The 18,655-nt window shown below is 71.3% G+C and carries 18 protein-coding genes; 9 read left to right on the plus strand and 9 right to left on the minus strand.

Features of this window, described 5'->3' with window-relative positions:
• Positions 1 to 14 precede the first annotated feature (14 nt).
• The 8 genes from LL648_RS19715 (at position 15) to LL648_RS19750 (ending at position 8,254) form a co-directional block, all read left to right on the plus strand.
• Complete coding sequence (locus LL648_RS19715) at positions 15 to 1,220, plus strand: glycosyltransferase (protein ID WP_232664079.1); 1,206 nt, start codon at positions 15 to 17, stop codon at positions 1,218 to 1,220.
• A gap of 67 nt (positions 1,221 to 1,287) precedes the next feature.
• Positions 1,288 to 1,923: a TetR/AcrR family transcriptional regulator gene (locus tag LL648_RS19720; RefSeq protein ID WP_232664080.1), complete on the plus strand. Its 636-nt coding sequence runs from the start codon at positions 1,288 to 1,290 to the stop codon at positions 1,921 to 1,923.
• A 4-nt stretch (positions 1,924 to 1,927) separates the two neighbouring features.
• Complete coding sequence (locus LL648_RS19725; protein ID WP_232664081.1) at positions 1,928 to 3,661, plus strand: ABC transporter ATP-binding protein; 1,734 nt, start codon at positions 1,928 to 1,930, stop codon at positions 3,659 to 3,661.
• Positions 3,658 to 5,673 carry an ABC transporter ATP-binding protein gene (locus tag LL648_RS19730; protein ID WP_374112078.1) on the plus strand — a complete coding sequence of 672 codons (2,016 nt, stop codon included), beginning with the start codon at positions 3,658 to 3,660 and terminating at the stop codon, positions 5,671 to 5,673. The genes LL648_RS19725 and LL648_RS19730 overlap by 4 nt, the downstream gene beginning before the upstream one ends.
• 116 nt (positions 5,674 to 5,789) lie before the next feature.
• Positions 5,790 to 6,008, plus strand: a complete 219-nt coding sequence (locus LL648_RS19735) for a hypothetical protein (RefSeq protein ID WP_232664082.1) — start codon at positions 5,790 to 5,792, stop codon at positions 6,006 to 6,008.
• A gap of 76 nt (positions 6,009 to 6,084) precedes the next feature.
• Positions 6,085 to 6,231 (plus strand): hypothetical protein, encoded by a 147-nt coding sequence (locus LL648_RS19740; protein ID WP_232664083.1) that lies wholly within the window; start codon positions 6,085 to 6,087, stop codon positions 6,229 to 6,231.
• Positions 6,232 to 6,304: 73 nt separating this feature from the next.
• Positions 6,305 to 7,213 carry a LysR family transcriptional regulator gene (locus tag LL648_RS19745; RefSeq protein WP_232664084.1) on the plus strand — a complete coding sequence of 303 codons (909 nt, stop codon included), beginning with the start codon at positions 6,305 to 6,307 and terminating at the stop codon, positions 7,211 to 7,213.
• A 72-nt stretch (positions 7,214 to 7,285) separates the two neighbouring features.
• Positions 7,286 to 8,254 (plus strand): methyltransferase, encoded by a 969-nt coding sequence (locus LL648_RS19750; protein ID WP_232664085.1) that lies wholly within the window; start codon positions 7,286 to 7,288, stop codon positions 8,252 to 8,254.
• Here the strand turns inward: LL648_RS19750 and LL648_RS19755 are convergent.
• The 5 genes from LL648_RS19755 to LL648_RS19775 all read right to left on the minus strand — a co-directional run bounded on the left by LL648_RS19755 (position 8,241) and on the right by LL648_RS19775 (position 13,115).
• Entirely contained in the window at positions 8,241 to 8,621 is a 381-nt protein-coding gene (locus tag LL648_RS19755; RefSeq protein WP_232664086.1) for a VOC family protein, read from the minus strand. The genes LL648_RS19750 and LL648_RS19755 overlap by 14 nt on opposite strands.
• Before the next feature lie 22 nt (positions 8,622 to 8,643).
• On the minus strand, positions 8,644 to 9,078 hold the full coding sequence (locus LL648_RS19760; protein WP_232664087.1) for a hypothetical protein: 435 nt from the start codon (positions 9,076 to 9,078) through the stop codon (positions 8,644 to 8,646).
• 195 nt (positions 9,079 to 9,273) lie between these two features.
• Entirely contained in the window at positions 9,274 to 10,797 is a 1,524-nt protein-coding gene (gene amaB, locus LL648_RS19765) for an L-piperidine-6-carboxylate dehydrogenase (RefSeq protein ID WP_232664088.1), read from the minus strand.
• Positions 10,798 to 10,810: 13 nt separating this feature from the next.
• Positions 10,811 to 11,968 carry an NAD(P)/FAD-dependent oxidoreductase gene (locus tag LL648_RS19770; RefSeq protein WP_232664089.1) on the minus strand — a complete coding sequence of 386 codons (1,158 nt, stop codon included), beginning with the start codon at positions 11,966 to 11,968 and terminating at the stop codon, positions 10,811 to 10,813.
• Complete coding sequence (locus LL648_RS19775) at positions 11,958 to 13,115, minus strand: Glu/Leu/Phe/Val family dehydrogenase (RefSeq protein WP_232664090.1); 1,158 nt, start codon at positions 13,113 to 13,115, stop codon at positions 11,958 to 11,960. Before LL648_RS19775 ends, LL648_RS19770 begins: the two co-directional genes overlap by 11 nt.
• A 152-nt stretch (positions 13,116 to 13,267) precedes the next feature.
• On the opposite strand from LL648_RS19775, the gene LL648_RS19780 reads away from it, so the two are divergent.
• The gene (locus LL648_RS19780; RefSeq protein WP_232664091.1) at positions 13,268 to 15,418 is read left to right on the plus strand and encodes a dehydrogenase E1 component subunit alpha/beta; all 2,151 of its coding nucleotides are present in this window, start codon (positions 13,268 to 13,270) and stop codon (positions 15,416 to 15,418) included.
• Positions 15,419 to 15,562: 144 nt separating this feature from the next.
• On the opposite strand, the gene LL648_RS19785 is transcribed toward LL648_RS19780, so the two are convergent.
• The 4 genes from LL648_RS19785 to LL648_RS19800 are packed head-to-tail and all read right to left on the minus strand — an operon-like array spanning position 15,563 to position 18,507.
• Positions 15,563 to 16,396 carry an ABC transporter substrate-binding protein gene (locus LL648_RS19785; RefSeq protein ID WP_232664092.1) on the minus strand — a complete coding sequence of 278 codons (834 nt, stop codon included), beginning with the start codon at positions 16,394 to 16,396 and terminating at the stop codon, positions 15,563 to 15,565.
• A gap of 22 nt (positions 16,397 to 16,418) precedes the next feature.
• Positions 16,419 to 17,105: an amino acid ABC transporter permease gene (locus LL648_RS19790; protein WP_232664093.1), complete on the minus strand. Its 687-nt coding sequence runs from the start codon at positions 17,103 to 17,105 to the stop codon at positions 16,419 to 16,421.
• A complete protein-coding gene (locus tag LL648_RS19795; protein ID WP_232664094.1) occupies positions 17,102 to 17,740 on the minus strand; it encodes an amino acid ABC transporter permease in 639 nt (212 codons plus the stop codon). The genes LL648_RS19790 and LL648_RS19795 overlap by 4 nt, the downstream gene beginning before the upstream one ends.
• Positions 17,740 to 18,507 (minus strand): amino acid ABC transporter ATP-binding protein, encoded by a 768-nt coding sequence (locus LL648_RS19800; protein ID WP_232664095.1) that lies wholly within the window; start codon positions 18,505 to 18,507, stop codon positions 17,740 to 17,742. Before LL648_RS19800 ends, LL648_RS19795 begins: the two co-directional genes overlap by 1 nt.
• Positions 18,508 to 18,655: the final 148 nt, after the last annotated feature.

Below are 18,655 nucleotides of genomic sequence, written 5' to 3' on the forward strand. Positions count from 1 at the left end.
GTTTGGGAGTGGGTATGCGGGTTCTGCTGTCCACGATCGGTTCGCGCGGGGAGGCGCAACCGGTCGTGGCGTTGGCGTTGCAATTGATGGAGATGGGACACGACGCGGTGGTGTGCGCGCCACCGGACTTCCAGGGCTGGGCGGAGTCGCTGGGCATCACGTACGTGCCCGTCGGGCCCGAGCTGCGGGCCACGGGCAAGCGCGGCGCCGACGCGACGATCACCCCGGCGCAGGCGCGGCAGCTGGTCGAGGGCACGGTCGCGGCGCAGTTCGACGCGGTCGGTGCGGCCGCGGCGGGCTGCGACGTGGTCGTCGGAGGCGGTGCGCTGGCCATCGCCGCCGGATCGATCGCTGAGCACCGCGGCGCTCGGTACGCCTACGTGAGCTTCTGCCCGATCACGTTGCCCTCGGCGCACCACCCGCCGCCCGTGCACAGTGTGCTGGGGCAGCGGCCCGCGGATGGGACGGACAACGACGTCCGCTGGGCGCAGGACGCGCGGTTCTGGACCGCGACCTGGGCCGATGCGCTCAACACGCAGCGCGAGGCCATCGGTCTCGCACCGGTCGCGGACGTGCGCTCGCACATCTTCACCGGCACACCGCTGCTGGCGGCCGACCCGACGCTGGCACCGTGGCCGGAAGCGGACGATCTCCGGGTGACCCAGACGGGCGCGTGGCTCCTCCCGGACGCCACGCCGCTGCCGCCCGAGCTCGCGGCGTTCGTCGACGCGGGGGAGCCGCCGGTGTACTTCGGGTTCGGCAGCGTCCGGGCGCCGGCGGGGATCACCGCGTCGATGATCGCGACGGCCCGCGCGCTCGGGCGGCGCGCGATCGTCTCCCGCGGGTGGGCCGACCTCGCGCTCGTGGACGACCAGCCCGACTGCATCGCCATCGGGGAGGTCAACCAGCAGGCGCTCTTCCCGCGCGTCGCCGCGGCCGTGCACCACGGCGGTGCCGGCACCACCACCGCGGCCACCCGCGCCGGCGTGTCGCAGGTGATCGTCCCGCAGAACTACGACCAGTTCTACTTCGCGCAACGGGTCGCGGAGCTCGGCATCGGCAGCGCGCACGCGGCGGGGGAGGCGACGGCGGGGTCGCTGCTCGCCGCGCTCGGTGACGCGCTGCGTCCCGACGTGGTGACGGCGGCGCGCACGGTTGCCACGAAGGTCGTCACAGACGGGACGGCGGTCGCCGTGCGTCACCTCCTGGACAGCGGCTGACCTGCACTTACGCCGTCGGCGGAAATCAGTTGCGCTAATGAGCGCGCACTCATTAGCGTCCTGCGCCATGGAGGCGAGGACACGTGCGGCACGCATGGCACCCGAGGAGCGTCGAGCGGCGATCGTCGACGCGACCCTGCCTCTCGTCCTGCAGCACGGCGCGGGTGTGAGCACGCGCCAGATCGCCGAGGCCGCCGGCATCGCCGAAGGCACCATCTTCCGGGTCTTCCCCGACAAGGAGGCCGTGATCCAGGCCGTCACCGCGAAGGCGTTCGACCCCGAGCTCACGCTGCGCTCGCTGCGTGCGATCGATCCCGCGCTGCCGTTCCGCGAGCGTTTCACCGAGGCCGTCGCGATCGGGCAGAGGCGCCTGCTCGGGGTGTTCCGGCTGATCGACGCGCTCGGCATGCAGGGGCCGCCGAAGGTCGACGACGAGGCCGCGGCGCAACGCAACAAGATGAACGACGAGTTCCTCGGCGTGCTGGTGGACGTCATCGGTCCCGATGCCGCCAAGCTGCGCGTCCCGGCCGCCGAGTTCGCGCACGCCGCGCGGCTGCTGATGTTCTCCGCGACGCACCCGATGATCAGCCAGGGCCGCACCCTGGACGCCGCGGAGATCGTCACCATCCTGCTCGACGGAATGCGCCGCGAACCCGACCGAGTCCCGAACACCTCCCACCACCTGCAAATGATCGAGGACTGACCAGATGCTCGTCCGATTGCTCCGCACTTATTTGAAACCGTTCGCCGGCCCGTTGTGGCTGGTGGTGATCCTGCAGCTGGTGGGGACGATGGCGTCGCTCTACCTGCCGAGCCTCAACGCCAGCATCATCGACGACGGCATCGCCACCGGCGACACCGGCTACATCCTGGAGCTGGGCGTCTGGATGCTGCTCGTCACGCTCGTCCAGATCGCGTGCTCGGTCGGCGCGGTCTACTACGGTTCGCGCACCGCGATGGGCTTCGGCCGCGACGTGCGCGGTGCGGTTTTCCACCGCGTCGCCGAGTTCTCGGCGCGTGAGGTCAACCGGTTCGGTGCGCCGTCGCTGATCACCCGCAGCACCAACGACGTCCAGCAGGTGCAGATGCTGGTGATGATGACCTGCACGATGCTGGTCGCCGCCCCGATCATGTGCTTCGGCGGCGTGATCATGGCGTTGCGCGAGGACGTCGGCCTGTCCTGGCTGATGCTCGTCTGCGTGCCGGTGCTGGTGGCCTCGATCGGGCTGGTGATCGTCCGGATGGTGCCGCTCTTCCGCAAGATGCAGGTCCGCATCGACGCCGTGAACCGGATCCTGCGCGAGCAGATCACCGGTATCAGGGTGGTGCGCGCGTTCGTGCGCGAGCCGCGTGAGATCGAGCGCTTCGGGGTGGCGAACACCGAGCTGACCGGCATCGCCACCGCGGCGGGCCGCCTGCAGGCGCTGATCTTCCCGATCGTGATGCTGGTGCTGAACATGTCCAGCGTCGCCGTGCTGTGGTTCGGCGCGGAGCGGGTCGACGCCGGTCAGATGCAGGTCGGCGCGTTGACCGCGTTCCTCGCTTACCTCATGCAGATCCTGATGGCGGTCATGATGGCCACCTTCATGGCGATCATGATCCCGCGTGCGGCAGTCTGCGCCGAGCGGATCACCGAGGTGCTCGACACCGAGTCGTCGGTCGCGCCGCCCGAGTCGCCCGTCGTCCCGCTCCGCAAGGAGGGCACGCTGGTCTTCGACCAGGTCGACTTCCAGTACCCGGGCGCGGCGGAGCCGGTGCTCTGCGGCATCTCGTTCACCGCGCTGCCCGGCCGCACGACGGCGATCATCGGGAGCACCGGTGCCGGCAAGACGACGCTGATCTCGATCGTGCCGCGGCTGTTCGACTCCTCGGCCGGCCGGGTCACCGTCGACGGCGTCGAGGTCGGCGAGATGGACCCCGAGGACCTGTGGGCCCGGATCGGGCTGGTGCCGCAGCGGCCGTACCTGTTCTCCGGGACGGTCCGCAGCAACCTGCGCTACGGCAACCCCGACGCCACCGACGAGGAGCTCTGGACCGCGCTGGAGATCGCGCAGGGCAGGGACTTCGTCGAGGCCATGCCGGAAGGGCTCGACGCCCCGATCGCGCAGGGCGGCACCAACGTGTCCGGTGGCCAGCGGCAGCGGCTCGCGATCGCGCGGGCGTTGGTGAAGAAGCCGGAGATCTACCTGTTCGACGACTCGTTCTCGGCGCTCGACCTCAGCACCGACGCGCGGCTGCGCGCGGCGCTGCGGCCGGTGACGGCCGAGGCGACGGTGGTGATCGTCGCCCAGCGGGTGTCGACCATCGCCGACGCCGACCAGATCATCGTGCTCGACGACGGGCGGATCGTCGGTATCGGCACCCACGACGAGCTGCTCGCGGGTTGCCCCACCTACGTCGAGATCGTCGAGTCCCAGCTCAGTGCGGAGGAAGCAGCATGACCGGCCCGAACGGGCGTGGCACGGCGGTGGCGCCCCGCCAGGACGCCGAGACCGGCAAGGCCGCCAGGGAGATGACGACCGCGCGGCGCACCGGCGGCGGTGGCCCGCCGTGGATGTCGGCCGGGATGCCGGCCGAGAAGGCATCGACCTTCGTGCCGTCGGCGAAGCGGCTGATGGGGCGGCTCGCACCGGAGCGTATCGGCGTGGCGTTCGTGATCGCCCTCGGCGTGATCAGCGTGGCGCTCAACGTGATCGGCCCGAAGATCCTCGGCGCGGCCACCGACATCATCTTCGCCGGCGTGATCGGCAAGTCGCTGCCGGCGGGGGCGAGCACGGCGCAGGCCGCCGAGCAGGCGCGAGCCGCCGGCAACGACACCATCGCCAACGTCATCCTCGCGCAGGACGTCGTGCCGGGCGCCGGCATCGACTTCGCGGCGCTGCGGATGGTGCTGGTCGGCGTCATCGTGATCTACGTGGGCGCATCGCTCTTCGGCTGGGTGCAGGGCTACCTGCTCAACGGGATCGTGCAGCGGGTCATCTTCACGCTGCGCGCCGAGGTCGAGGGCAAGATCAACCGCTTGCCGCTGGGCTACTTCGACAAGCAGCAGCGCGGTGAGACGCTCAGCCGCGCGACCAACGACATCGACAACGTCTCGACGAGCCTGCAGCAGACGTTGAGCCAGCTCATGACGTCGGTGCTCAGCGTCATCGGGGTGCTGATCATGATGCTGCTGGTCTCGCCGCTGCTCTCGGTGATCGCGATCGTGACGATCCCGGTGTCGTTGTGGCTCACCAGCGCCATCGCGAAGCGCTCGCAGAAGCAGTTCGTGGCGCAGTGGCGGCACACCGGCGCGTTGAACGGGCAGATCGAGGAGGCGTTCACCGGTCACGAGCTGGTGCGCGTCTTCGGCCGGCGCAAGGAGGTCGAGGCCGGGTTCGCGGCGAAGAACCAGGAGCTGTTCGAGTCGAGCTTCCGCGCCCAGTTCATCTCCGGGATCATCATGCCGTCGATGATGTTCATCGGGAACCTGAACTACGTCGCGGTGGCCGTCATCGGCGGGCTGCGGGTGGCGTCGGGTGCGATGAGCCTCGGCGACGTGCAGGCGTTCATCCAGTACTCGCGCCAGTTCACCCAGCCGCTCACGCAGGCGGCGTCGATGGCGAACGTCCTGCAGTCCGGCGTGGCGTCGGCCGAGCGGGTGTTCGAACTGCTCGACGCCGACGAGCAGACGCCCGACCCGGCTGTGCCGATGGTGCGCACCGAGCGGTGCGGGCGGGTCGCGTTCGAGGACGTGTCGTTCCGCTACGCGGCGGACGTGCCGCTGATCGAGGACCTCTCGCTCACGGCGGAGCCCGGCCAGACCGTCGCGATCGTCGGCCCGACCGGCGCAGGCAAGACGACGCTGGTGAACCTGATCCTGCGGTTCTACGAGCTCGACTCGGGGCGGATCACGCTCGACGGTGTGGACATCGCGAAGATGACCCGCTCCGACCTGCGCACCGGGATCGGGATGGTGCTGCAGGACACCTGGCTCTTCGGCGGCACGATCCGCGACAACATCCGCTACGGCAACCCCGACGCCACCGAGGAGCAGCTGCTCGCGGCGGCGAAGGCGACCTACGTCGACCGGTTCGTGCGCAGCCTGCCCGACGGCTACGACACCGTGATCGACGAGGAGGGCAGCAACGTCAGCGCGGGGGAGAAGCAGCTGATCACGATCGCGCGAGCGTTCCTCGCCGATCCGGCGCTGCTGATCCTCGACGAGGCGACCAGCTCCGTCGACACCCGCACCGAGGTGCTGGTGCAGAAGGCGATGGCGGCGCTGCGCACCGACCGCACCAGCTTCGTGATCGCCCACCGGCTCTCCACGATCCGCGACGCCGACCTCATCCTGGTGATGGAGGCCGGCCGGATCGTCGAGCAGGGCACGCACGAGCAGCTGCTCGCCGCGCGTGGCGCGTACTTCGCGCTGTACAACGCGCAGTTCGCGGCGGCGGTCGAGGTGGAGTAGGCAGAACCGCTGGTCATCGCTCTTATTGATCTCCGAAATGCGATCCGATGATCGTTCTGGCAGTATCTGGTCTTGCTGGAACGATCATCGGATCGTTCCATGTAAGGGGGCGAATCGTGAGTCTCATCGGTAGGGTCGCCGACCGGATGCTGGGCCTGGTGGTGCCGCAGTCGACGGCTGGTGCGATCGGTACGTTCGAGCACGTCAGAGCCTGCTACGGCGGCGGCTGCCAGCCGCACCCCGACACCGGCGAATGCGGTGTCTGGGAGCAGGCGTGCGTCAACGGGTCGTGTGCGCCCTGCTACATGAAGTTCGGCTGCGCGCCCTGCGGCTAGTGCGATAGCCTCCCTGATCGAATGATTCGGGGGAAGGACTGTCGTGACGTCACTTGTGGGTAAGCTAGCCGACCGGATGCTGTCGACGTTCGTGTCGAAGGTTGTCGCCGACGCCGTTCCGCCGTGCGGGTGCTGGCGCACCGAGAAGGGCAACTGCAGCTGGTTCATCTGGGACCGGTGGGAGCAGATCTGCTACGAGGTGGGCCCGGCATGCCGGTGCTGACTCCTCGGGGCTGACTCTTCGGGGCTGAGCGCGGCGGCGACGCACCGCGCGTTGATCGGCATAGAGTGCGGCCGTGCTGAACCCGCTGCACCTGCGCACGCTCGTGGAGGTCGTGCGCACCGGGTCGTTCGCCGAGGCGGCGCGGCGGCTGGGCTACACGCCGTCGGCCGTGTCGCAGCAGGTCGCCGGCCTGGAACGGGCGGTCGCGCTGGTGCTCTTCGAGCGGGAGGCGCACAGCGTGCGCGCCACGCCGGCGGCGGAGCTGCTGGCCCAGCGCTCGCAGGAGGTGCTCGCATCGTTCGGGGCGCTGGAGTACGAGGTCGAGGCGATCGCGGCCGGCCGGGTGGGCCGGCTGCGCCTCGGCTCGTTCCCCACCGCAAGCGCGCGCGTGCTGCCGCGCGGCCTCGCCGAGTTCGTGCGGCGGCACCCGGCGGTGGAGGTGCGGCTCGACGAGGGCGAACCCGACGAGCTGCTGCCCGTGCTGCTGAGCGGCGACCTCGACCTCGCGCTCGTCTACCGCTACGACCTGGTGCCGCGACGGTGGCCCGCGCGGCTCGTCGAGACCGAGCTGCTGCACGAGCGCGTGCTCCTGCTCCTGCCGCCGGCGCACCCGCTGGCCGGGCGCGGCGAGGTCGAGCTCGCCGAGCTCGCCGGCGAGACCTGGATCGCCAGCCGGGAAGGCAGCGCCGGCGCGACGTGCCTGGTCAGGGCGTGCTCCGCGGCCGGGTTCACGCCGCGGGTCGCGTTCCGCAGCAACGACTACGACGTGGTGCAGGGGCTGGTCGCCGCCGGTCTGGGCATCGCGCTAGTGCCCGAGCTCGGCCACGACGCGTCGGCGGGCGACGTCGAGGTCGCAACCCCGACCGCGGCCCTCTACCGGCACGTCTCGGCCTTGCACCGGGAGGCGGGCGCGACCAGCGCCGTGCTGGCCGCCCTCCATGCGATCCAGCAGGCCGCCCCGGATATTTGGCCGGATATCTGATTGACCCTCGTGCCAGTGTGGTTCGTCGTGGGCGACGACACCGATGTGGATGCTTCAGCCGAAATCAGTCGAATGGCCGGCCTGGCGACGCCGATGGCGCTGCGGGTGGCCGTGACCCTGGGATTGCCCGACCGGCTGCTCGGGACGGGCGCCGCTGCCGACCTGCTCGCGGACGAGCTGAAGCTCTCGCCGATCGCGCTCGACCTGCTGCTGGGGCACCTCACCACGCTCGGCGTCATGGAGCGGACGTCGACCGGCTACCGGACGACGGGCTTCGGCGCCAACCTGTGTGCCGACGCGGGCGACGGGTGGCTGGCCAACATGCTGAACCTGAACTCGGCGGCCGGACGCGCCGAGCTGGCGTTCGTCGAGATGGCGCACAGCATCGAGACCGGTGGGGCCGCCTACGCGCAGCGCTACGGCCAGGACTTCTGGGCCGACCTCACCGAGCACCCGCACCTGCGCGCCTCGTTCGACTGGCAGATGACGCAACGGTTCCGCAAGCAGGTGCCGCAGGTCGTCGTCGGCGTCGACTGGTCGCGGTTCGCCACCGTCGTCGACGTCGGGGGTGGCCGTGGCACGTTGCTGGCCGCGATCCTGGCTGCTCATCCGCGGATGCGCGGCCATCTCGTCGACCTGGAGGCCACCGCTGCCGAGGCCCGCCGGACGTTCGTCGACAGCGGCGTGGACGATCGCGTCACCGTGATCGGTGGCAGCTTCTTCGACCCGCTCCCGGCGGGCGCGGACGCGTACGTGCTGGTCGACATCCTGCACGACTGGGACGACGAGCACGCGAGCCGGATCCTGGCCCGCTGTGTCGAGGCTGCCGGGCCCGGCAGCCGGATCCTCGTCATCGAAGCGGTCAGCGGCTTCTACGCGCAGACCGAGTTCGACCTGGCCATGCTCGTCTCGTACGGCGGCCGTGAGCGTCGGGTGGAGGAGTTCCGCGCGCTCGGCGCCGCGCAGGGGCTGGAGCTCGAGTCGGTGACCACGCTGACCGACCAGCGGTGCCTGCTCGAGTTCCGGCTCAGAGCGGCTTGAGCCGCGCCCGGAGCAGGCAGAACTCGTTGCCCTCGGGGTCGACGAGCACGTGCCAGGCCTCTTGCCCGGTCTGGCCGATGTCGGCCGGGCGCGCGCCGAGGGCGAGGAGGCGTTCGAGCTCGGCGTCCTGGTCGCGGTCGGTGGCGTTGATGTCTATGTGCAGGCGCGACTTCCCGGGCTCCGGTTCGGCCCTGGCGCTGAGGATGATCGTCGGCTGCGCGCCGCCGAACCCCGTGCGCGGTCCGATCTCCAGCGTGCCGTCGTCGAGGCGATCGAGCACGACGAAGTCGAGGACCTCGCACCAGAACCGCGCCAGCACGTCGGGTTCGCGGCAGCCGAGCACGAGCTCACTGATCCGGGATGCCATCGACGGAACGTACCGAAGATCTTCAGCAGTGGCAGTCGATGGCCACGGCGATCCGCTCGCGGTGTTCGGCGAACAAGTCCTGCACCGCTTTCCGCCATTCCTCGTCCGGCAGTCCCTCGCAATCGACCCAACTCCCGTCAGGCAGAACGAGCGCAAAGGGCAGCAGGTCGGGCACGAGCTGCGGCACCGGCCGGATGTTGTCCGCCGGCTGGACGACGTCGAGGCCGTAGCGGCGCTGGAACTCGTCGGGCCGGAGGTTGTAGTGCTGCTCCTTGCCCCAGATCATGCCGTCGTAGCGCCCGCCGATCACGAAGCCGTCGCACTTCCAGTCGGCGATCTCCTGCCCGTCCTCGTCGAACGGATCGCGGGCGAAGTACTTCATCATCATGCTCGTCGCTCGGGAACCGGGATCGGGCTCGGCGCTGTCGACCAGGACGAGGGTGAGGAAGTGGGACACGCCGGTGACGGTAGCGGCGAGTGGCGAGCGGCTACGAGCCGTTATGCGGACCTGTGGCTCGCCGCTCCGGAACGCGCGACTCACCGTGCCAGAAGTGTCGACTCACCGTGCCAGAAGTGTCGACTCACCGTGCTGAAGGTGGCGACTCACCGTGCTGGATGTGTCGACTCACCGTGCCGGAGCGCGTGACTCGCCTCAGGTGAAGGTGACTCCCTGCGCGAGAGGGAGCTGGCCGGAGTAGTTGACGGTGTTCGTCGCCCGCCGCATGTAGCTGCGCCACGCGTCGGAGCCGGATTCCCGGCCCCCGCCGGTCTCCTTCTCCCCGCCGAAGGCGCCGCCGATCTCCGCGCCCGAGGTGCCGATGTTGACGTTGGCGATGCCGCAGTCGGAGCCGTCGGCGGCGAGGAAGCGCTCCGCCTCGGCCTGGTCGCCGGTGAAGATGCTCGACGACAGGCCCTGGGGGACGGCGTTGTTGAGGGCGACGGCCTCGTCGATGTCGTCGTAGCCGAGGACGTACAGCACGGGTGCGAAGGTCTCCTCGCGCACGATGTCGCTCTGCTCGGGCATGCGGACCAGCGCGGGCTCGGCGTAGAACGCGTCGGGAGCGTCGTCGGCGAGCCGTCGCCCGCCGCCGACGACGACCTTGCCGCCCTGCTCGACGGCCGCGGCGAGGGCCCGCTCCATGTTCTGGTGCGACCGCTCGTTGATCAGCGGCCCGACCAGCACCCCGTCCTGCATGGGGTTGCCGATGGCGAGCGTGCGGTAGGCGTTGGCGACGCGCTCGGCGATCTCGTCGGCGACGCTGCTGTGCGCGATCACACGGCGCAGCGTGGTGCAGCGCTGGCCGGCGGTGCCGGCGGCGGAGAAGACGATGCCGCGGGTGGTGAGGTCGAGGTCGGCCGAGGGGGCGACGATCGCCGCGTTGTTGCCGCCGAGCTCCAGCAGCGAGCGGCCGAAGCGAGCGGCGACCCGCGGGCCGACGGCCCGGCCCATCCGCGTGGAGCCGGTCGCCGAGAGCAGCGCGACACCCGTGCTGTCGACGAGCCGCTCGCCGACGTCGGCGCCACCCAGCACGACCTGGCTGAGGTGCTCGGGCGCGCCCGCCTCCTCGATCGCCTTGCGCAGGACGCCGGCGCACGCGAGCGCCGTGAGCGGGGTGAGGTCGGACGGCTTCCAGATCACCGGGTCGCCGCAGACCAGCGCGAGCGCGGTGTTCCACGACCACACCGCCGCCGGGAAGTTGAACGCGGAGATCACGCCGACGACGCCGAGCGGGTGCCAGGTCTCCATGAGGCGGTGGCCCGGGCGCTCGGACGGCATCGTGCTGCCGTAGAGCTGGCGGGACAGCCCGACGGCGAACTCGCAGATGTCGATCATCTCCTGCGCCTCGCCGAGCGCCTCCGAGGTGATCTTGCCGGCTTCGAGGGTGATGAGCGTGGCGATGTCGGCCTTGTGCTGCGTGAGCAGCTCCCCGAACCGCCGCACCAGCGCGCCGCGCACCGGCGCCGGCGTGGTGCGCCAGGTCAGGAACGCCTCCTGCGCGCGGTCGACGGCGGCGTCGACGCCCGCCGCGTCGGTGGTGGCGACCGGCAGCAGCGTGCCGCCCGTGATCGGCGTGCGCGACGAGGCGTCCCCACGCAGGACGGCGGCATCGACCCCGCACCGCTCCAGCGTCGTGGTGGCCAGCGATCGCAACTCGTCGGTGGCGGGCAGATTCACGTGTGTCACTCCTCTAGATGATGTTGAGTTCGGGGCGGGTCTCGGCCAGCTCGAAGCGTCGCGCGTCGAGCGGCGTGACGTCGAGCCCCGGATCGGTGCCGGTGACCATGTCACGCAGCACCTCCCCGACGGCGGGCCCCATCAGGAACCCGTGGCCGGAGAACCCGGTCGCGTAGAGGAACCGGCTGATCCCCGGCGCCTCGCCGATCAGGGCGTTGTGGTCGGGGGTCATCTCGTAGAGGCCGGCCCAACCGCTGGTCAGGCCGACGTCGAGCAGCCTCGGCGCGCGCCGCTCGATCGCGGCGGACAGCCGCGGCAGCCACGCGTCGTCGGTCTGCATGCGGAAGCCCGGCTCCTCCTCGGGATCGGACATCCCGACGAGCAGGCCGGCACCTTCGGTGTGGAAGTAGAACGTCGTGCTGAAGTCGAGCGTCATCGGGAGGCCGGGCGGCAGGTCCGGCATCGGCTCGGTGATCACGACCTGCCGGCGCAGCGGCGTCACCGGCAGGTCGACGCCCACCCAGGCGCCGACCTCGCGCGACCACGCGCCGCTCGCGCAGATCACAGTGTCGGTCTCGATCCGGCCGCGGTCGGTGCGCACGCCGGTCACCCGGTCGCCCACCGTCTCGATGCCGGTCACGGCGCAGCCCGTCCGGATCCGGGCGCCGTGGCGCCGCGCGCCTGACGCGTAGCCGAGAACCACCGACTCCGGCGTGCAATGCCCGTCGGTGGGGGAGAACGCCGCCGCGAGCAGCCCGCCGGTCTCGATGAACGGCGAGAGCCGCTTCGCCTCGTCCGGGGAGAGCATGCGGCTGGGCACACCCATCTCGTTCTGCAGCGCGACGTTCTGCTCGAACGCCGCGACGATCGCCGGGTCGTCGAGCAGGAAGAGGTAGCCGACCCGGTGCAGGTCGATCTCCTGGCCGGGCCGCTGCCCGAACCGGGCGAACGCCGCCAGGCTGCGCATCCCGAGCTCGATGTTGAGCCGATCCGAGAACTGCGCGCGCACCCCACCGGCCGCCTTGCACGTCGAGCCGGAGCCCAGCGCGTCCCGCTCGACGAGCACGACGTCGACACCCGCCTCGGCCAGGTGGAACGCGGCGCTGACGCCGATCACCCCACCACCGATGATCACGACATCAGCGCGCTCGGTCGTACTGTCAGCCGGCACGGGACACCTCCGGCGCCCGCTGCCCGCGCAGCTGCATCGCGGCGCGGACGCGCTCCTGCGCCTGCCGCAGCGCCGCCTCGTGCGTGGTCACGTGACCCCGGCGGGCCTCGTCCAGCACGCTGACGGCGTTGGCCCGCAGCTTCTCGGAGATCATCGTGAAGATCTGGCCGGGGTCGGGGACGAACGGCGAGTTGCGCGCCGTCATCGAGTGCGCCGCCGCGACGACCCCGCCCGCGTTGGCGATGAAGTCGGGGACCACCGTGACCCCGCGCGCGGCGAGCACGGCCCGCGCCTCCGGCGTCGTCGGCAGGTTCGCCCCTTCGACGACCAGCCGGGCCGTCGTGGCACCCGCGATGTCGGTGCCGATCACGTCCTCGCGCGCGGCCGGCACCAGCACGTCGCACTCGACGTGCAGCAGCTCGTCGGCCGGTCGGGTGCCGCCGTACTCGACGACGGCCGCGTCACCGGCCTCGGCCTGCAGCTTGAGCAGCGCCTCGACATCGAGGCCCGCGGGGTCGTGCACGGCGCCGGCGGCCGTCGAGACCGCGACGACGGTCGCACCCAGCTCGGCGAACCGGCGCGCGGCCGCCGTGCCGACGGCGCCGAACCCCTGGATCGCGACCCGGGCGCCGGCGAGGCCGAGCCCGATGTGCTCCGCGGCCGCGTCGGCAGCCTCGGCGACGCCGAACCCGGTGACGCCGAGCTCGTCGTAGGGCATCCCGCCCAGCGCGCGGGGCAGCCCCACCGCGGCGCCGCGCTCGCCCAGCTCGTCGGCCATGATCGCCGCGTCGCGCTCGGACAGGCCCATGTCCAGGCCGAACACGTACTCGCGCGGCACCTCGTTGGCGAGCGCGCGGGCGAAGGAGCGCAGGATCTCCTCCTTGTTCGGCGCCTGCGGGTCGCCGAGGATCCCGGCCTTCGCCCCGCCGTGGAAGAGGTCGACCGCGGCCCACTTCCAGGTCATCGTGCGGGCGAGGCGGGCCACCTCGGAGACGGTGAGCGTTGGGCTCATGCGGGTGCCGCCCTTGCCCATCCCCCGTGAGGTGTTGTCCAGCACGAGCACGCCGCGCATGCCCGTGCGGTGGTCGGCTACGCAGACCACCTTCTCGGGGCCCCATCCGTCCATCAGCGCAAGGATGTCCGACACGCAGGCCAGCATCGCGGACTCCGAGGGCGCCGCCAAGAGCAGCACCCCGCGAGGTGGACGCCCCGAGGCCCAGCAGCGCTGATGCTGACCCGCAGCACTTGCCCGGGTGTCAGCCGTGGACCCGCAGCGGCTCTGCCGTCAAGGTTGGGGGCGTGGAACAGGCCGACGAGCATTTCATCGACGCGGTGAAGAACCTCGTCCCCGGTGCCGGCCGCGAGCTGGGCATGCCGGCGGAGTCCGTGCTGGAGCTGTTCGACGCGCAGCTCGGCAGCCGGCACCTCGACCTGGCCGCGCGCCGGTTGCGCGCGCAGGGGCGGGGCTTCTACACGATCGGCTCGTCGGGGCACGAGGGCAACGCCGCGGTCGCGGCCGCGCTGCGCCCGACCGACCCCGCGCTGCTGCACTACCGCTCGGGCGGGTTCTACCTGGCCCGCGGCCGCCAGGTGCCCGGCGCCGACCCCGTGCGCGACGTCCTGCTCGGGCTGCTCGCCGCCACCGCCGAGCCGATCTCCGGCGGCCGGCACAAGGTGTTCGGCAATCGCGACCTCGCGGTCCTGCCGCAGACCTCCACGATCGCGTCGCACCTGCCGCGCGCGCTCGGCGTCGCGTTCGCGATCGACCGCGCGCGCAAGCTCGGCGTCGAGTCGCCGTGGCCGCACGACGCCGTGACGGTCTGCAGTTTCGGCGACGCCTCGGCCAACCACTCGACGGCCACCGGGGCGATCAACGCCGCGATCCAGGTCGGCTTCCGCGGCCTGCCGCTGCCACTGCTGTTCGTCTGCGAGGACAACGGCATCGGGATCAGCGTGCCGACGCCGGCGGGCTGGGTCGCGCACGCCTACGGCAGCCGGCCGGGCCTGCAGTACTTCGCCGCGGACGGCTGCGACCTCGTCGAGACCGCCCGGACGGCCCGGGAGGCGGCCGACTGGGTGCGCAAGCACCGGCGTCCCGCGTTCCTGCACCTGCGCACCGTACGGCTGATGGCGCACGCAGGGTCGGACGTCGAGTCGTCCTACCGGCGGTCCGACGACATCGCGGCCGACCTGCGCCGCGACCCGTTGCTGGGCACCGCGCGGCTGCTCGTCGACGCGGGCGTGCTCAGCCCGGCCGACGTGCTCGAACGGTACGAGGCGACGCGCGACCGGGTGCTCACGCTCGCCGCCGAGCTGGCCGGCGAACCGCAGCTGACCTCGGCGGCGCAGGTGATGGAGCCGCTCGCGCCGCGCCGTCCGGCCGAGGTCGCGCGGATCGCCGCCGGCTACGGCACCAACGGCAGTGACAGCGGCGGCGGGGTGCGGCTCACGCTCGCCCAGTCGATCAACCAGGCGCTGCTCGACGTGCTGGAGGCCGAGCGGGGAGCGCTGGTCTTCGGCGAGGACGTCGGGGTCAAGGGCGGGGTGTACGGCGTCACGCGCGGGCTGGCCAGGAAGGCCGGCTCGGGGCGGGTGTTCGACACGCTCCTCGACGAGCAGACGATCCTCGGGCTCGCGCTCGGCGCGGGCGTCACCGGGCTGCTGCCGATCCCGGAGATCCAGTACCTCGCCTACCTGCACAACGCGGAGGACCAGCTGCGCGGCGAGGCCGCCACCCTGCAGTTCTTCTCCAATGGGCAGTACCGCAACCCGATGGTCGTGCGCATCGCCGGCTACGGCTACCAGAAGGGCTTCGGCGGGCACTTCCACAACGACAACGCCATCGGCGTGCTGCGCGACATCCCCGGGCTGGTGATCGCCTCACCGGGCCGGCCCGACGACGCCGCGGCGATGCTGCGCACGTGCGTCGCGGCGGGCGTCGCCGACGGCACGGTGAGCGCGTTCCTGGAGCCGATCGCCCTCTACCACACCCGTGACCTGCACGAAGAGGGCGACAACGGCTGGACGGCCGCCTATCCGGGCGCCGAGCGGCACGTGCCGATCGGCCGCGCCCGCACCTATGGCGACGGCTCCGACCTCACCATCGTGACCTGGGCGAACGGGCTGCACATGAGCCTGCGGGTGGCGGCCCGGCTCGCGGCACAGGGCCTGCACGCGCGGGTCGTCGACCTGCGGTGGATCGCGCCGCTGCCCGTCGAGGACATCGTGCGGGAGGCGGCGGCCACCGGCCGCGTGCTCGTCGTCGACGAGACCCGGCGCACCGGCGGGGTCTCCGAAGGTGTGCTCACCGCGCTCGTCGACGCCGGCTTCACCGGGCGGATGGCCCGCGTCGCGAGCGCCGACAGCTTCATCCCGCTCGGCGACGCCGCCCTGCACGTCCTCGTCTCGGAGCCCGAGATCGAGGCGGCCGCCCGCGCGCTCGTCGCGTAGCGGGCCGGCCGGCGGCCGCTTCCCAGCGAGGGGGGTCCGGGAAGCGGTCGCCGACTTCCCCACCGTTTTGGGTGGATGCGCGCCGAAACGGCGCGCATGTGCCCAAAACGGTGGGGAAGTTCGGTGGGGACGTCGGTCTGGGGGTCAGGAAATGAGGCGCGGCGGGCCCGTCTGCTCCGCAGACTCGGGCAGGCCGTTGTCCTTCAGGATCCGGGTGATGGTGCCGTCGGTGTGCAGCTCGGCGATCGTGGCGTTGAACGCGTCGAGCATCGCCTGGTTGTCCTTGACCATCGGGAACGTCGACTGCGCCGCCTCCTTGGACGCCGCGACCCGGTCGTCGGGCTTCGCGACCTCGATCTTCGTCGCCGTGCCCTTGTGCGTCTGCAGCGCCGAGCCGTAGCTGTCGACGCCGATCTCGATGCGCCCGGCCTTGAAGTCGGCGTTCATGTCCACCGACGACGGGTAGAGGCTCAGGTTGTCGCCCAGCACGGCCTGCAGCTCCTTGACCCAGAGGTAGCCGTCGACCGTGCCGACCTTCTTGCCCTCCATTTCCGCGACCGTGGAGACCCCGGCGGCGGAGATGATGCCCATCTCGTCGAGGTAGAGCGGGTCGGACAGGTTGACGACCTTCGAGCGGGCCTCGGTGCGGTACCAGTCGCCGATGGCTATGTCGGCGCGGCCCTGCTGCACGCTCGGGATGAGCGAGGGCGTGTTGCCGGGCTGCGCGGTGACGGTGAGGCACTCGCGCTTGGCGATCTCGCGGACGATCTCGGCGTCGACCCCGCTCATGCCGTCCTGGCCGGTGGTCATCGAGTACGGCGGCAGGTCGTGCACCCCGACGGTGAGCGTGCCGGGTGTGATGGTCTCGAACTGGTGCTTCGGCGTGCAGTTCGCGACGCCCGGCTGGGTGGCGCCGCCGCACGCGGTGAGCAGCAGTGCTGCGCCGAGCAGGCCGATCGCGATCCGGTGTCGGTACATGGGAGCGCCTTCCGTGGTGGGGTCAGAGGTGGCGGGCCATCCGTCGTTCCGTCCAGCTGGTGAGCCAGCCGGCCGGCAGGGTGATCAGCAGGTAGAGCAGCCCGGCGAGCACGAGCACGTCGAGGTATCGGAACGTGTTGGAGCCGATCGAGTAGGCCCGGCTGAGCAGCACGGGAAGCGCGATCGTGAAGCACAGCGCGGTCGCCTGGAAGATCAGGATCGCGAAGCCCATCAGCGCCGGGATCGCGATCCGGACGCCCTGCGGGATGACGATGAACCGCAGCGTGTCGCGGTTGCTCATGGCCAGTGCCTCGGACGCCTCGACCTCGCCGTGCGGCACGGCCTGCAGCCCGGCGCGCAGGATCTCGCTGGTGTAGGCGCCGGTGGTCAGCGCGAGCGCGACGAGCGCCGCGACGAACGAACCGACCGTGATGCCGGCCGTCGGCAGGCCGAAGTACACGATCTTGATCATGACGAGGGCCGGTGTGCCACGCCCGACCTCGACGATGACGATCGCCAGCACCCGAACCCACTTGTGCTTCGCCGACATGAGCAGCGCGAGCGTGAGCCCCAGCGGCACACCGAGCACCAGGCTCGCCGCGGCGACCCCGACGGAGAGCCAGAGCCCGTCGAGCAGCGACGGCAGCCAGGTCAGCCAGCCGCCGATGAGGGTGTCCTCGTCGAGCTGCGCGATCATGTTCGTGATCATTTGGCCACCCGCGCCCGCATCTTGGCGTCCATCGTCCGGGAGAGCCACGCCAGCGGCGCCCCGAGCGCGATGTAGACGACGGCGGCGATCAGGAACGGTTCGAGCGGCGCGCCCTGCCCGCGCGCCGCCGACTCCGCGCGGTAGAGGATCTCGGTCGCGGTGATCGTCGAGGCGATCGAGGAGTCCTTGAGCAGCCCGATTGCGTACGTCGTCGCCGAGGGCAGCGCCACCCGCACGGCCTGCGGGCCGATGATCCGCGAGAGCGCCGTCCAGTGCGACATGCCGAGCGCCGCGGCCGACTCGAACTGGCCCTTGTGCACGGCGAGCAGCCCGCCGCGGTAGATCTCGGCCATGTACCCGGCCGCGATCAGCCCGAGCCCGATGACGGCCGCCTGCAGCGCGTTGAGCTTGATCACGTCGGTGCCGACGCCGTAGTAGATGACGAAGAGGAACACCACCGGCGGGATGCCCCGCAGCACGTCGATGACCAGCCGCGCGGCCACCCGCACCGGCGCCAGCGCCGAGCGGCGGGCCAGCACGAGCGGCACGCCGAGGACCGCACCCACCGCGAACGCGAGCAGGGTGATCAGCAGCGTCATCGGGACGCCGAGGAGCACCGCCTGGAGGAACTGCATCAGCGGTCCGTCACGGCACGCAGGAACCGCTGCGTGCGCTCGGTCGCGGGCTTGACGAGCACCTGCGCCGGCGGTCCCTCCTCGATGACCCTCCCGTCGGCCATCACGACCACGCGGTCGGAGACGTCCTGCGCGAAGTGCATCTCGTGTGTGACGACGATCATCGTCATGCCGTCGGCCGCCAGCTCGCGCATCACCGTGAGCACGTCGAGGCCCAGTTCGGGATCCAGCGCCGAGGTCGGCTCGTCGAACAGCATCACCTTTGGGTCCATGGCGAGCGCCCGCGCGATGGCGATGCGCTGCTGCTGCCCGCCGGACGAGCGGGTGGGGTAGGTGTCGGCCTTCTCGGCGAGCCCGACCCTGGCCAGCAGGTCGCGCGAGCGGGCCTCGGCGGCGGCGCGGTCGCGTCCCAGCACTCGCTCCTGCGCGATCGACACGTTGCGCAGCACCGTGAGGTGCGGGAACAGGTTGAACGACTGGAACACCATGCCCGCGGTGCGGCGCAGCCGGGTCAGGTCGCGTGGCGCGACGCCCGTCTCCGGGTGGATGGTCACGTCGCCGACGGTGATCTCGCCCGCGTCGGGCCGTTCGAGCAGGTTGATGCAGCGCAGCAGGGTGCTCTTGCCCGCGCCGCTCGGCCCGATGATCGAGACGACCTGCCCCGGCCCGACCTCGAGCGAGACGTCGTCGACCACGACGTGGTCGCCGAACTGCTTGCGCACGTTGCGCAGGCTGACGCCGACCGGGTCCGCATCGGTAATGCTCATCGCTCGCCCTCGCTGGCGCTCGGCCGGCGCTTCGCGCGGGCGCTGTGCTGATGATTCACTCGCTGGCGCTCGCTCATCGCTCGCCCTCGCTGGCGCTCGGCCGGCGCTTCGCGCGGGCGCTGTGCTGATGATTCACTCGCTGGCGCTC

This window comes from Pseudonocardia sp. TRM90224 (assembly GCF_021245725.1).
Classification (GTDB): domain Bacteria; phylum Actinomycetota; class Actinomycetes; order Mycobacteriales; family Pseudonocardiaceae; genus Pseudonocardia.

Bases quoted from the DNA above. Each gene is read 5' to 3' on its own strand.
- LL648_RS19730 (WP_374112078.1), top strand. From the start codon at position 3,658: ATGACCGGCCCGAACGGGCGTGGCACGGCGGTGGCGCCCCGCCAGGAC.
- LL648_RS19720 (WP_232664080.1), top strand. From the start codon at position 1,288: ATGGAGGCGAGGACACGTGCGGCACGCATGGCACCCGAGGAGCGTCGA.
- LL648_RS19715 (WP_232664079.1), top strand. From the start codon at position 15: ATGCGGGTTCTGCTGTCCACGATCGGTTCGCGCGGGGAGGCGCAACCG.
- LL648_RS19725 (WP_232664081.1), top strand. From the start codon at position 1,928: ATGCTCGTCCGATTGCTCCGCACTTATTTGAAACCGTTCGCCGGCCCG.
- LL648_RS19755 (WP_232664086.1), bottom strand. From the start codon at position 8,621: ATGGCATCCCGGATCAGTGAGCTCGTGCTCGGCTGCCGCGAACCCGAC.
- LL648_RS19795 (WP_232664094.1), bottom strand. From the start codon at position 17,740: ATGCAGTTCCTCCAGGCGGTGCTCCTCGGCGTCCCGATGACGCTGCTG.
- LL648_RS19790 (WP_232664093.1), bottom strand. From the start codon at position 17,105: ATGATCACGAACATGATCGCGCAGCTCGACGAGGACACCCTCATCGGC.
- LL648_RS19800 (WP_232664095.1), bottom strand. From the start codon at position 18,507: ATGAGCATTACCGATGCGGACCCGGTCGGCGTCAGCCTGCGCAACGTG.
- LL648_RS19785 (WP_232664092.1), bottom strand. From the start codon at position 16,396: ATGTACCGACACCGGATCGCGATCGGCCTGCTCGGCGCAGCACTGCTG.
- LL648_RS19750 (WP_232664085.1), top strand. From the start codon at position 7,286: ATGGCCGGCCTGGCGACGCCGATGGCGCTGCGGGTGGCCGTGACCCTG.
- LL648_RS19740 (WP_232664083.1), top strand. From the start codon at position 6,085: ATGCTGTCGACGTTCGTGTCGAAGGTTGTCGCCGACGCCGTTCCGCCG.